The organism is Christiangramia marina (assembly GCF_048285865.1).
Classification (GTDB): domain Bacteria; phylum Bacteroidota; class Bacteroidia; order Flavobacteriales; family Flavobacteriaceae; genus Christiangramia; species Christiangramia marina.
Map to the genome: position 1 here is coordinate 648,376 of NZ_JBLVTK010000001.1, position 12,502 is coordinate 660,877.

Genomic DNA, 12,502 nt, shown 5'->3' on the forward strand with positions numbered 1-12,502 from the left:
TCCCTTTAAACTTTCCAAGCTTAAGAGCCATTAATGTAAGCACTGTTATTTGAGTTGTAAATGCTTTTGTGGAAGCAACACCAATTTCTGGTCCCGCATGTGTATAAGCTCCTGCATGAGTTTCTCTTGAAATTGAAGATCCTACAACGTTACATACTCCAAACGTGAAGGCTCCTTTTTCTTTAGCAAGCTTAATCGCCGCCATAGTATCTGCAGTCTCACCACTCTGCGATATGGAAATAACCACATCGTTTTCTGAAATCACCGGGTTCCTATATCTAAATTCTGAAGCATATTCAACTTCTACAGGGATTCTGGCGATATCTTCAAATATATATTCAGCTACAAGTCCAGCATGCCATGAAGTACCACAAGCAACAATTATGATACGTTTTGCATTCGCAATACGCTCCATATTATCGTCTACCCCGGCCATTCTAATGATGCCTTGATCTACTAGCATTCTACCTCTATAGGTATCACTAATTGCATTTGGCTGCTCATGAATTTCCTTAAGCATAAAGTGCTCGTATCCACCTTTTTCGATCTGCTCCAGGTTCATTTGCAGTTCCTGAACATAAGGATCTACTAGTGAATCATCATGAATCTTTCTCACTTTCACATCCTTGTCTCTACGAATTACTGCCATCTCTCCGTCTTCCAGGTAGATCGCATTATTAGTAAATTCCAGAAATGGTGATGCATCTGACGCTACGAAGAATTCATCTTCTCCCACTCCAATAGCCAACGGACTTCCCAGTCTTGCTACTACAATTTCGTCAGGCTTCGTCTTGTTGAAAACAGCGATCGCATAGGCACCTATAGTTTGGTTTAAAGCAATCTGAACTGCTTTACCTAATTTCACCTTTTCGTTTATAATCACATCTTCTATAAGATTTACCAATACTTCAGTATCGGTATCACTTTTAAAAGTATAACCACGTTTTTTCAATTCCTTCTTCAAAGAATCATAATTCTCAATGATCCCATTATGGATTATAACAAGGTCACCAGAATTTGAGTAGTGAGGGTGAGAGTTTACATCATTTGGCTCTCCGTGTGTTGCCCATCTTGTATGACCAATTCCAACAGTTCCATTTGTAGTAACTTCCTCCTCGAATTTATTCTTTAGATCGGCTACTTTACCTTTCGTTTTACACATCTTCAGCTCTTCACCATCGTATAGAGCGATACCGGCGCTATCGTATCCACGATATTCCAGTCTTTGTAATCCTTTCAAAACAATAGGGTAAGCTTCTCTATGCCCTATGTATCCAACAATTCCACACATATTTCTTAATTATAGTTGGTATAATATATTCTCAATTTTAATCTCTTATTTTCGTCTGCGGAATTGCTGCCGTGCAATACGGTTCCTTCCGGAGTTAATACAGAACCCGTAGGTATTCTGGTAAGCTCTTCTGAATTTCTTACTGCAGAATTTAAGGAACCTGCAATTACTCCCTGACTTGACCTTGAAACTACCGTATTAATATTAGGTACTGCTACAAGTCCTAGTTTTACATTATCTCCATCATTATTCAGAATGTTGGATAAATGGTTAGTAATTCTTAAAGTATAATAATAACCGTCTTCTCCTTCTTCGACCTGTAACGGACTTGAAAAAGTCGTCAAACTAGTTGAAGGATCTGCAGCATTTAGCGTAAGATCTATCGCGTAATCGCCAAGAAAAGCATTATTTGTAAAATCATACAAATATAGTCTTTCTGGATTTTCACCTTCATAGACATCACGATTTACAAAGAATTCCAGAGTAGCTTCATTGATCAATAGATCTTCTGATCTTAGATCCTGAAGCACCAATGTATCTGGAAATAATTCAATAATAGCCATACTTCCCTGCTGTCCTTTAATATAAAGATTTTCAGCACCGGTTTCTGAAGATTGAGACTGGATTTCCTGCAAAACATTAGATGGATATGCTCCTTCCAATAGATTCACTCTGTTCCCAGAAGCAAAATTCAAGGTATAACTACCACGAACATTTTCTTCAATTTCATCATCTACCTCACGATCACTACGGTAATACAAGGTAATCTTTGCATCCTGGTTATTCAGATTAAAGAATATTTGTGATCCTTCAGTTCCATTCTCTTCAGCTTTAATGTATAAATTTCTGAAGTAATTTCTGAAATCGGTATTCGAGGATAATTCCGAAGAACCTTCCTTATTAATGATCTTCGCCTCAAAGTAATCCACAGGAAGTTTTATCCTGAAAGACGGTGTATTGGCGATAGTATCGGTTCCATCTTCCCCAACTTCGTAAGAATCGAAAGCTAAAGGCGAAGGAATGAAATTCTCTTCTTCATAGATCGCTGGCCCTACAATATTCTGCTCGAATACTTGCTTTTGATCTGAATAATATCTCTGAGCCGATTCGAAACCAGCATCAGGATCAAGGTCATTCAACAAGAAGTTCGTCTCAAAAATGGATAATTTAAAAGAACCATTTCCATAAATAGAATCCAGTTCATATGTTATCTCATCATCATCTGAAGTGGCTGCTTCCGAAGAATAATAAGGGATTTTAAGAACCACACTATCAAGTTCTACATTGTCTCCAAAATCCGGATCCAATGTAGATAATCTCAACTCGCTAACTATACTAGCGACAGATTTGCCGTAAAGATCGTGATTGGTGACGCCCAGAAATAAGTTGGACGAGTTATTGGTTTGTACTGAATTAAGCTTTTTAGTGTAGGCATTCACATTGAACTCCCGAACTTCTACATTGGAAGGATTAGTAATGATCTCTCCACCTATTTCTGAAAAGTCTTCGTCACACCCTACAAAAGCGGAAATAACAGCCATAAAGACTGTTATTCTGTATAAATTATTTAATCTCATTTAAAATTTTTCTTACGATTCCGGCAATACTTTAGTGTCATAAAATTCCTGATACGCATGAGAGAAATTTTCTTTTTCGGTATAAGGAAGAACCGGCTTATTAAGCTTCTTAATGTAATCCTGCAACTCTTCAGGCACATCATCACCACCCATTACTACAGCATCTGAATTATCTACTGCCGTCTTCAAAATATTTACGAAGTTTGGAGTTTTTAGATGTTTTACGTTAGCATTTTCAAAACCATCAAACAAAATTTTCTCACGTAGTTCTTCATCTAACGTTCCATCGAAACTTTGATTGTAAACAGAGGTCACAATTTTTGCGTCACGGAATAACGGCTCATTCCCGTAATAATTTCTTAAATAAAGTGGTAGAAGAGAAGATAACCATCCATGTACATGAATGATATCTGGAGACCAGTTTAGCTTTTTCACTGTTTCGATCACGCCTTTTGCAAAGAAAATTGCTCTTTCGTCATTGTCAGAAAAGAGATTTCCATCTTCATCTGTTAAGGTTGCTTTCCTTTTAAAATAATCTTCGTTATCAATAAAGTAAACCTGCATTCTTTCCTTTGGAATGGAAGCCACTTTAATGATTAGAGGCATATCAAGATCATTGATCACCAGGTTCATCCCGGATAATCGAATCACTTCATGTAATTGGTGCCTTCTTTCATTGATATTTCCGAATCTTGGCATAAAGATCCTTATCTGACCGCCCAGGTTATTAACCATTTTTGCAGCTTCGAAGGAAGTAGATGAGATATCGGTTTCAGGTAAGTACGGTATAACTTCAGACGAGACGTATAACACTCTCTTATCTTTCATATATTCTTTGCTTTAGTTACGTTTCCGAATAAAAAACACGCAAAATTACAAAATTTTATGCAGATTGCCACAGATATATTAAGTTTGCACGCTGTTAATTTTAAAATAAAATGCAGGTTTTTAGGGAGAAAGGACGTTTACTTGAGGCTATTCGCGAGAAGAAATCTGAAGAAAAGAGCATCGGACTGGTGCCAACCATGGGTGCTTTACACGAAGGTCATCTATCCCTGGTTCAATTCGCCACGCAACAGACAGACCAGGTTGTTGTATCCATATTTGTAAATCCAACCCAATTTGACGATCCGGATGATCTGGAAAAATACCCCAGAAATCTTGAACAGGATATCGCATTATTAAAGACAAAATTCGAAGATTTGTGGATTTTTAGTCCTAATGCGACTGAACTTTATGATGGTAAGATCGTTTCCCAACAATTTGATTTTGGTGGTTTGGAGAACGTCATGGAAGGAAAATTTAGAAATGGACACTTTAATGGTGTGGGTACCGTGGTGAAAAAATTGTTCGAAGCCACTGAACCTGACAAGGCTTTTTTTGGTGAAAAGGATTTCCAGCAATTGCAGATTATACGCAAACTTACAGATCTCACAAAATTACCGGTAGAAATCATTGGCTGTCCGATTTTAAGAGAGGATAGCGGACTTGCAAGGTCGTCACGAAATGAACGTCTAAGTGATGCAAACAGGCAAAAAGCAGCTTTTATTTATAAAACGCTACAAACTGCCAGCGAGCTATTTGGCACAAAAAGTGCTAAAGAAGTGACAGACTGGGTTGAGGCGGCATTTCTAGATCAAGATGTTCTCGAACTGGAATATTTTATGATTGCTGAAGCTAATAGTCTTCAAAAAATTGAAACCAAAGAAAAAGAAAAACAATACAGGGCATTCATCGCAGTATATGCAGACGATATTCGTCTCATCGATAACATCGCTCTGAATAATTAATTCATGATGCAGATTCACGTAGTAAAATCCAAAATTCACAGAGTTAAAGTAACCGGTGCAGATCTAAATTATATTGGTAGTATCACTATCGATGAAGATCTAATGGAAGCGGCGAATATTATTGAAGGTGAAAAAGTACAGATCGTTAATAATAACAACGGTGAACGTCTTGAAACTTATGTAATTCCAGGCCCTAAAAATTCAGGAGAGATCACTTTAAACGGCGCAGCTGCTAGAAAAGTTGCCAAGGATGATATTTTAATTATTATCGCTTACGGAATTATGGAAATAGAAGAAGCTAAAAACTTCAAGCCCTCATTGGTATTTCCTGATGAAGAAACCAATCTTTTGAAATAAGTCGTTGAGCAAAAAATTCAAAAAGTTTTTAAAAATTAGTATCCCCTTATTTCTGGGGATTTTTTTGGTATGGTACTCGTTACAGAGTTCTACTGCTCAAGAACGTTCAAGCCTGTGGAAAAGTATTGTTGATGCCAACAAATTCTGGATTGCAGTATCTTTTGTTCTTGGAACGCTTTCACATCTTTCCAGGGCTTATCGCTGGAAGTTTATGCTGGAGCCAATGGGTTATACCACCCGGCTTCCAAACCGATTCATGGCGGTTATGGTCGCCTATCTTGCCAACTTCGGAATTCCAAGATCTGGTGAAGTTTTGCGTGCTGCCACCCTCACTACTTATGAAAAAGTTCCTTTTGAAAAAGGCTTCGGAACCATTATTTCTGAAAGAGTTGCTGATCTACTTATTCTAATGCTCATTATTGGCGTTGCGCTTATTTTACAAACCGACGATCTTCTGGGCTACCTGCATGACCAGAACATCAAACCCATGAATACCCTACTCATTTTTCTGGGATTGGTAGGACTCGGGGTTTTAGGCCTTACAGTTATTAAAAGATCGAACTGGGGACCTTTTAAAAAAATAAAAAAACTCGCAAAAGGACTGCTGGAAGGGATGCGAAGTATCCTGAACATGCGCCAGAAATGGGCTTTTATAGCACATACCATCTTCATCTGGTCAATGTATCTATGCATGTTCTTCGTAATAAAACTAAGCGTTCCTGAGACTGCAGATGCTACACCAGGCACCATTCTGGCTGCATTCGTTGTGGGAAGTTTTGCCGTATCAGCGACTAATGGCGGCATAGGCGTTTATCCACTAGCCGTAGGCGGAATCCTGATGTTCTTTGGTATCGAATCACATGCTGCTGAAGCGCTTGGCTGGATCTCCTGGGCAACTCAAACCGCTGTGGTTCTGTTATTTGGCGGATTATCATTTATCCTGTTACCGCTTTTTAATAACAGGAAATAATACTTACCTTTCCTGTCCGAATCAATACTACACCTATGAACCGTTTATCAACCATGCTATTGGCACTTATTCTGCCTATAGTAAGCTGGTCGCAGATCTTGCATGAGACCGTCAATTCTCAAAAGTTGGGAGAGAAAAGAGAAATCAAAATCCAACTTCCCAGAAATTACGAACAGAATTTAGAAAAAAGATACCCGGTTGTGGTCGTTCTGGATGGAGACTACCTGTTTGAACCAGTAGCTGGTATGGTAGATTATTATTCATACTGGAAAGACGTTCCTGAAATGATCGTTGTTGGAATCAACCAGGACGGAATTCGCATGGAAGATACTTCCTATGGAGAAAATTCTCTTCCTGCAGATAAAGGCGCTAAGTTTTTTGAATTTATTGGAATGGAACTACTCGCCAGTCTCGATCAAAAATACAGAACAGCAAATTTCCGTATGATCGTAGGACATGATTTTACCGCCAATTTTATCAATTATTATCTCCTTAAACAAGAGCCGATTTTCAAAGGTTACATTAATCTTAGTCCGGATCTGGCTCCAGAAGTAACTAACTGGGTTACAGATGCTTTAGAATCCTCAGAATCCAAAAAATGGTTCTATCTGGCTACATCTAACGAGGATATACCTGCACTAAAATCTGGCATTGCAAGTTTCGATAATCAACTCAAAAATATCAACAACAAGCTGGTTTCTTATAAATTTGAAGAATTTACCGGGGAATCTCATTACTCGCTGGTTGGCAAGGCCATACCTTCGGCAATCTCAAGCATGTTTGAGATCTACCGCCCTATATCAACCAAAGATTATAATGAGATCCTTCTGCAAACTTCTATTTCTCCTACCCAATATTTGACCGAGAAATATGAATCGATCGAAGAGCTTTATGGTCTTAAAAGACAAATAAGTATCAACGATTTTATGGCTGTTCATAATGCTATAGAAAAGACACGTAACTGGGAAGCCTATAAGGATCTTTATAAACTTGCTTTCGATCATTATCCGGGAACTATGTTGGGAACATTCTTTGAAGCCCGACATGAAGAAGAAACCGGCAATCCTAAAAAGGCAATGCGAATTTATCAAAATGCCTACGGACAAAAAAGTATCGCTTTTCTGGATGCAGATTATATGCTGGAGAAGGCAGATGCAATCAAAAAAGATTTCGGTTATTAGCAGAATATAATTTAGGAAATGGCGAAGGTAAAGACAACATTCTATTGTCAGAAATGTGGTGCACAATATGCAAAATGGCAGGGGAAATGCAACAGTTGCGGCGACTGGAATACGATAGTAGAAGAGCTTGTTGCAAAACCTGATAAAAAGGACTGGAAAACAAGTGCCAGTAAGGAAGCTAAAAAATTAGCCAGGCCTTTACTTATTGCTGAAATTGAAACCACACCACATGATCGCCTTAATACTGGTAACAATGAACTAAATCGCGTTCTTGGAGGTGGACTCGTTCCGGGGTCCCTTACTTTACTTGGTGGTGAACCGGGAATTGGAAAAAGTACGCTACTACTTCAGATCAGTCTGCAATTAAAATACAAGGTTTTATACGTTTCCGGAGAAGAAAGTCAGCAGCAAATCAAGATGCGTGCTGAACGTATCGATCCTAATCCTGCCAATTGTTTTATCCTTACCGAAACTAAAACTCAGAATATCTTCCGTCAGGTAGAAGAGATCGAGCCTGAAGTGGTTATTATCGATTCCATCCAGACCTTGCATAGTGACTATATTGAAAGCGCACCGGGAAGTATTTCACAGATAAGGGAATGCACCGCAGAGCTTATAAAATTTGCTAAGGAAAGTAATACTCCGGTCATTTTGATTGGACATATCACGAAGGAAGGGAGTATTGCTGGCCCGAAGGTTCTGGAGCATATGGTAGATACTGTTTTGCAGTTTGAAGGAGATCGAAATCATGTATACAGAATCCTTAGAGCTCATAAAAACCGCTTCGGAAGCACCCATGAACTGGGCATCTATGAGATGCAGGGCAGCGGGCTCCGGGAAGTCAATAACCCTTCAGAAATACTTATTTCCGAGAATGATGAAGATCTGAGTGGAACAGCCATCGCATCTACACTGGAAGGAATGCGACCACTAATGATCGAAATCCAGGCTTTGGTAAGCACCGCTGTTTATGGGACCCCACAACGCTCTACCACGGGTTATAATGCTAAAAGACTAAATATGCTACTGGCAGTGCTGGAAAAAAGAGCTGGCTTCAGGCTGGGAGCGAAAGACGTTTTCCTGAATGTTACTGGTGGTATTAGCGTGGATGACCCGGCGATAGATCTCGCAGTTGTCGCTGCAATTCTGTCTTCAAACGAAGATATTGCACTTCCAAAAGATATCTGTTTTGCTGCTGAAATTGGCCTCGCCGGTGAAGTAAGACCAGTAACCAGGGTCGAGCAAAGAATTCTTGAGGCCGAGAAGCTTGGTTTTGCCAGCATAATGGTATCCAAACAAAATAAATTCCCGAAATCTGAATATAATATCAGGATCGTTAAAGTTTCCAAAATTGAGGATGTTGTAAGTCATCTTTTTGAATAGACTGGCACAATTGCTGCGTACATTTATCTCGACATGAAGCAAATACGCAACCTTTGGTATATTCTTATTTTGTTGCTTATTTCTGGCTGTTCTCAGCTGGAAAAAGCTGAAGATCTTATTTCAGGTCTTTCTGAAAAAGAGAAGTATCAGCGCGAACAGAATATTTCAGATGAACTATTCAGCCTTTGGGAATCAAGAATCCAGAAAGCCTTAAATGATAGTATCGAAGTTGAAATGCCGTATACTGAAGCAGGAAACCTAAAACCGAAGAGCTTTAGTATTTACTCCTACCAGGCGTATCTAAAACCAGGTGAGATCCTGAACACCAATTTTAAAACCGATTCTTCCTCCACCCTTATTTTTACTGAAATATATCGTCGTAACAAACAAAATAAAAAGTTTGAACAAGTTTTAAAACCTAAATCTGATGGTTCTATCTCCTACGAAGTAGAAGAAAACGGACTCTATAAAGTAATATTTCAGCCGGAAATTGAAGCTCATACGCCTTTTACAATCCAACTTTCCATACTACCAGCTTATCAATTTCCAGTTTCTGGCGGGAACAATGCAGATATTGGTAGTTACTGGGGAGACATACGGGATGGTGGTAGTCGGGATCATGAGGGTATAGATATTTTTGCAGATCGGGGAACACCGGTGATTGCAACGACTTCTGGAAGGATAGGTTATTCCGGAGAGAAAGGCCTTGGTGGAAAACAAGTCTGGCTGCGTGATTCAAAACGCTCTCAATCTATATATTATGCTCACCTCGATAGTATAGTTCCAAATTTAAATTCGGTCAAAACCGGTGATACCCTTGGATTTGTTGGCAACACTGGAAACGCTAAAACAACACCTCCACATTTACACTTCGGAATATATCGCAGGAATACCGGAGCAATCGATCCGCTGGGATTTGTTTATAAAACTGAAACCCTGGAAAGTGCTATTTCAAAGGAAATTGAAATAGCGCAGCAACTAAGAGTAATTTCAACGAAAGCAAACCTGCGGAATAAAGCAGCTGCCAGTAATTCTAAAATAATGAAAACTGCCAGAAATGGCGAATTGTTGTTCGTGCATGGAAAAACGGCCGATTGGTATCATGTTCGTGATAGCCTCGACCGTTCTATGTATGTACATGAGAGTCTGGTTAGTCCAAATATTTAGGGTGCAGGATTTGGAATCTGTTGATGGATCTCATCGATCTCTTTCAGGATTTCATCGCTAAGTATGATATCAACACTTTCGATATTTTCCTTTAATTGTTCCATGGTGGTAGCACCAATAATATTGCTGGTCACGAATTTCTGCTGGTTCACGAAAGCCAATGCCAGATGGGTTAAACTAAGCTCATGCTTATCTGCCAGATCTTTGTATTTCCTGGTTGCCTCGACTGCCAGATCATTTGAATATCTCTTATACTGCGGAAACAGATCCAAACGGGAATTCTTTTGAATACCATCTAAATGCTTTCCACTAAGCGTTCCCATTCCTAGCGGTGAGTACGGAAATAAACCTACATTCTCCCGATGAAGTATTTCTGTTAATCCAACCTCATCTTTTCGATTAAGTAAACTGTATGGATTTTGAACGGTCACTACCTTCGGCAGTTTATCTCCCGCAGCCTGAAGGAATTTCATGAGTCCGTAAGGAGTTTCATTACTCAAACCTATATGACCAATTTTTCCCTGTTGAACAAACTCCTGCAAAGATTCCAGGATCTCCTGAAAATTTTCTTCCCATTCTTCAGATTCATCATGCTTATAATCCAGTTTTCCGAAGAAATTGGTATTACGTTCCGGCCAGTGCAATTGGTAAAGATCGATATGATCTGTTTGTAATCTCTTTAAAGAGTTATGTAATGCATCCTTGATAGCTTCCTTATGAAAACCAAGATTTTCGCGAACATGCGAAACCATATCTCCGGGACCAGCTACTTTACTGGCAATCACGACATCGTCTCTTCTTCCGGTTTTCTTAAACCAGGATCCAATCACTTTTTCTGTACTTCCCTGGGTTTCTGCCTTCGTTGGGATCGAATACATTTCAGCAGTATCTATAAAGTTCACACCTTTATCCAGGGCGTAATTTATTTGCTCGTGACCTTCAGCCTCTGTATTCTGCTCGCCCCAGGTCATGGAACCTAGACAGATCTTACTAACTTTTATACTGGTATTCGGTAGATTGCTATATTTCATCTAATTATTCAATTTCATTAAGAACACGAGTGATTTCATCCAGTTTTGGAGTAAGTATCACTTCAATTCTACGGTTTTTGGCTTTTCCTGCTTCAGAATCATTTTTTGCGATTGGTGCATATTCACCTCTACCAGCAGCGGTAAGACTTTGAGGGTCAATCTGGTTGTTTTCACGTAAGATCTGTACTATAGACGTCGCTCTTTTGGTAGAAAGATCCCAGTTGTCTTTTAACTGTCCGCTTCCACCATAAGGCACATTATCTGTATGTCCTTCAATGAGTACTGCGATATCGGGATTTTGCGCAAGTACGCTCCCCAGCTGTTTTACAGCTTTTCTTCCTTCCTGATTTACTGCCCAGCTACCGGAATCGAACAGCAATTTGTTTTCCATGGAAACATATACTTTCCCATCTTTTTGCTCAACGCTTAATCCCTTACCTTCAAAATTTGTAAGCGCATTAGAAACAGCATTCTTAAGTGTGTTCATCTTAGCGTCTTTAGCTGCAATAACAGACTCCAGTTCATCGATTCTTTGTGATCTGAGATTAAGGTCTTTTTGAAGCTTTTCCAATCGGTTTTTTTCGATAAGCAGGTCGGCTTCTTTTTCGTCAAGCTGCGCGAGTAGCTCCCTGTTTTGACGGGAATTCTCCAGAATGGCTGCTGAACTGTTTTGCTCAAGGGCGTCATAAGATTCTTCCAGGCTGGTATAGTTCTTCTGCAACGCAGCATATTTCTGCATGAGATCATTTCGCTCGGTCGTTGCAGCATCGTACTCCTTTTGTAAGCTGGCAAGATCATTCCCGAGCTTCTCCGAATTACTTCGGAAGGAATTGAGGTCTTCATTCATGCTTCTGTTCTCACGCTGAAGGTCTGCATTTCTACCTTCCAGATCATTGTATTTTTTCGATGAGACACAGGAAGTTCCCAATGCCAGAAGTGTTGATATTGTAAGGATTCTAAGTTTCATAATTTCTTTATTTTTCGATTTCTACTAAAACGGGACAATGGTCGCTATGGTATGCTTCAGGCAGAATTACTGCTCTTTTCAAGCGATCTTTCAAGGGTGCTGCTACCAGGTTATAATCGATTCTCCATCCTTTATTATTATTTCGTGCATTGGCTCTGTAACTCCACCAGGAGTACTGATCTGGTTCCTCATTAAAATGACGGAAGCTATCTATAAAGCCACTTTGCATCAACCTATCGATCCACTGTCGTTCTTCAGGAAGAAATCCGGAAGTGTTTTTCAACCGCACAGGATCATGAATATCGATGGCTTCGTGACAAATGTTATAATCCCCGCCAATGATCAAATTAGGTCTGGAATTTTTAAGTTCATCTATATAATACTGGAAGTCTTCCATGAATTTGAACTTAAAATCGAGCCTTGCGGTATTGGTACCCGACGGCAGATAAAGACTCATGACTGAAAGTTCTCCAAAATCTGCCCGAATTACCCGGCCTTCATAATCCATATAATCGATCCCGGTGCCATATTCTACATGATCTGGTTTAGTTTTACTCAAAATTGCCACGCCGCTATATCCTTTCTTAGTTGCCGGATACCAGTATTGATATGGGTAGCCAGCTTTTTCAAAGACTTCCAGATCAAGTTGTTCTGGAGTAGCTTTTATTTCCTGAATAAGAACCACATCTGGATTTGCCTGTTGCAACCAGTCAAGAAAACCTTTCCTGATGGCAGCCCTGATGCCGTTTACATTATATGATATTATAGTCATAGGAGTCGAATTTGCG

The 12,502-nt window shown here is 39.5% G+C and carries 12 protein-coding genes; 6 read left to right on the top strand and 6 right to left on the bottom strand.

The features are described from left to right. The 3 genes from glmS to ACNKXS_RS03025 all read right to left on the bottom strand — a co-directional run. The coding region (gene glmS / locus ACNKXS_RS03015; protein ID WP_417919559.1) for a glutamine--fructose-6-phosphate transaminase (isomerizing) at positions 1 to 1,291 on the bottom strand (1,291 nt) is incomplete at its 3' end. Between the two features lie 5 nt (positions 1,292 to 1,296). Beyond that, a complete protein-coding gene (locus ACNKXS_RS03020) occupies positions 1,297 to 2,832 on the bottom strand; it encodes a DUF4270 domain-containing protein (RefSeq protein ID WP_417919560.1) in 1,536 nt (511 codons plus the stop codon). Positions 2,833 to 2,880: 48 nt separating this feature from the next. Further along, complete coding sequence (locus ACNKXS_RS03025) at positions 2,881 to 3,696, bottom strand: glycogen/starch synthase (protein WP_417919561.1); 816 nt, start codon at positions 3,694 to 3,696, stop codon at positions 2,881 to 2,883. 110 nt (positions 3,697 to 3,806) lie between these two features. Between ACNKXS_RS03025 and panC the strand changes: the two genes are divergently transcribed. Genes panC through ACNKXS_RS03055 form a run of 6 tightly spaced genes read left to right on the top strand, consistent with a single transcriptional unit; the run spans position 3,807 to position 9,716 of the window. Further along, positions 3,807 to 4,658, top strand: a complete 852-nt coding sequence (gene panC, locus ACNKXS_RS03030) for a pantoate--beta-alanine ligase (RefSeq protein ID WP_417919562.1) — start codon at positions 3,807 to 3,809, stop codon at positions 4,656 to 4,658. Between the two features lie 6 nt (positions 4,659 to 4,664). Continuing rightward, positions 4,665 to 5,015 carry an aspartate 1-decarboxylase gene (gene panD / locus ACNKXS_RS03035; protein WP_417920136.1) on the top strand — a complete coding sequence of 117 codons (351 nt, stop codon included), beginning with the start codon at positions 4,665 to 4,667 and terminating at the stop codon, positions 5,013 to 5,015. A gap of 4 nt (positions 5,016 to 5,019) precedes the next feature. Continuing rightward, positions 5,020 to 5,985 (top strand): lysylphosphatidylglycerol synthase transmembrane domain-containing protein, encoded by a 966-nt coding sequence (locus ACNKXS_RS03040; RefSeq protein WP_417919563.1) that lies wholly within the window; start codon positions 5,020 to 5,022, stop codon positions 5,983 to 5,985. Positions 5,986 to 6,020: 35 nt separating this feature from the next. Then, positions 6,021 to 7,166 (top strand): alpha/beta hydrolase, encoded by a 1,146-nt coding sequence (locus ACNKXS_RS03045; protein ID WP_417919564.1) that lies wholly within the window; start codon positions 6,021 to 6,023, stop codon positions 7,164 to 7,166. Positions 7,167 to 7,184: 18 nt separating this feature from the next. Further along, positions 7,185 to 8,549: a DNA repair protein RadA gene (gene radA / locus ACNKXS_RS03050; RefSeq protein WP_417919565.1), complete on the top strand. Its 1,365-nt coding sequence runs from the start codon at positions 7,185 to 7,187 to the stop codon at positions 8,547 to 8,549. A gap of 33 nt (positions 8,550 to 8,582) precedes the next feature. Then, positions 8,583 to 9,716 (top strand): peptidoglycan DD-metalloendopeptidase family protein, encoded by a 1,134-nt coding sequence (locus tag ACNKXS_RS03055; RefSeq protein ID WP_417919566.1) that lies wholly within the window; start codon positions 8,583 to 8,585, stop codon positions 9,714 to 9,716. On the opposite strand, the gene ACNKXS_RS03060 is transcribed toward ACNKXS_RS03055, so the two are convergent. From ACNKXS_RS03060 to ACNKXS_RS03070, 3 genes are read right to left on the bottom strand one after another with little or no spacing between them, the layout of a single operon-like run. Further along, complete coding sequence (locus tag ACNKXS_RS03060) at positions 9,713 to 10,747, bottom strand: aldo/keto reductase (protein ID WP_417919567.1); 1,035 nt, start codon at positions 10,745 to 10,747, stop codon at positions 9,713 to 9,715. The two genes, ACNKXS_RS03055 and ACNKXS_RS03060, sit on opposite strands and share 4 nt — an antisense overlap. Positions 10,748 to 10,751: 4 nt before the next feature. Further along, on the bottom strand, positions 10,752 to 11,714 hold the full coding sequence (locus tag ACNKXS_RS03065; protein WP_417919568.1) for an OmpA family protein: 963 nt from the start codon (positions 11,712 to 11,714) through the stop codon (positions 10,752 to 10,754). A gap of 7 nt (positions 11,715 to 11,721) precedes the next feature. Next, positions 11,722 to 12,486 carry an exodeoxyribonuclease III gene (locus ACNKXS_RS03070; protein ID WP_295177828.1) on the bottom strand — a complete coding sequence of 255 codons (765 nt, stop codon included), beginning with the start codon at positions 12,484 to 12,486 and terminating at the stop codon, positions 11,722 to 11,724. Positions 12,487 to 12,502 lie beyond the last annotated feature (16 nt).

Bases quoted from the DNA above. Each gene is read 5' to 3' on its own strand.
- ACNKXS_RS03020 (WP_417919560.1), bottom strand. From the start codon at position 2,832: ATGGCTGTTATTTCCGCTTTTGTAGGGTGTGACGAAGACTTTTCAGAA.
- ACNKXS_RS03025 (WP_417919561.1), bottom strand. From the start codon at position 3,696: ATGAAAGATAAGAGAGTGTTATACGTCTCGTCTGAAGTTATACCGTAC.
- panC (WP_417919562.1), top strand. From the start codon at position 3,807: ATGCAGGTTTTTAGGGAGAAAGGACGTTTACTTGAGGCTATTCGCGAG.
- panD (WP_417920136.1), top strand. From the start codon at position 4,665: ATGCAGATTCACGTAGTAAAATCCAAAATTCACAGAGTTAAAGTAACC.
- ACNKXS_RS03045 (WP_417919564.1), top strand. From the start codon at position 6,021: ATGAACCGTTTATCAACCATGCTATTGGCACTTATTCTGCCTATAGTA.
- radA (WP_417919565.1), top strand. From the start codon at position 7,185: ATGGCGAAGGTAAAGACAACATTCTATTGTCAGAAATGTGGTGCACAA.
- ACNKXS_RS03055 (WP_417919566.1), top strand. From the start codon at position 8,583: ATGAAGCAAATACGCAACCTTTGGTATATTCTTATTTTGTTGCTTATT.
- ACNKXS_RS03060 (WP_417919567.1), bottom strand. From the start codon at position 10,747: ATGAAATATAGCAATCTACCGAATACCAGTATAAAAGTTAGTAAGATC.
- ACNKXS_RS03065 (WP_417919568.1), bottom strand. From the start codon at position 11,714: ATGAAACTTAGAATCCTTACAATATCAACACTTCTGGCATTGGGAACT.
- ACNKXS_RS03070 (WP_295177828.1), bottom strand. From the start codon at position 12,486: ATGACTATAATATCATATAATGTAAACGGCATCAGGGCTGCCATCAGG.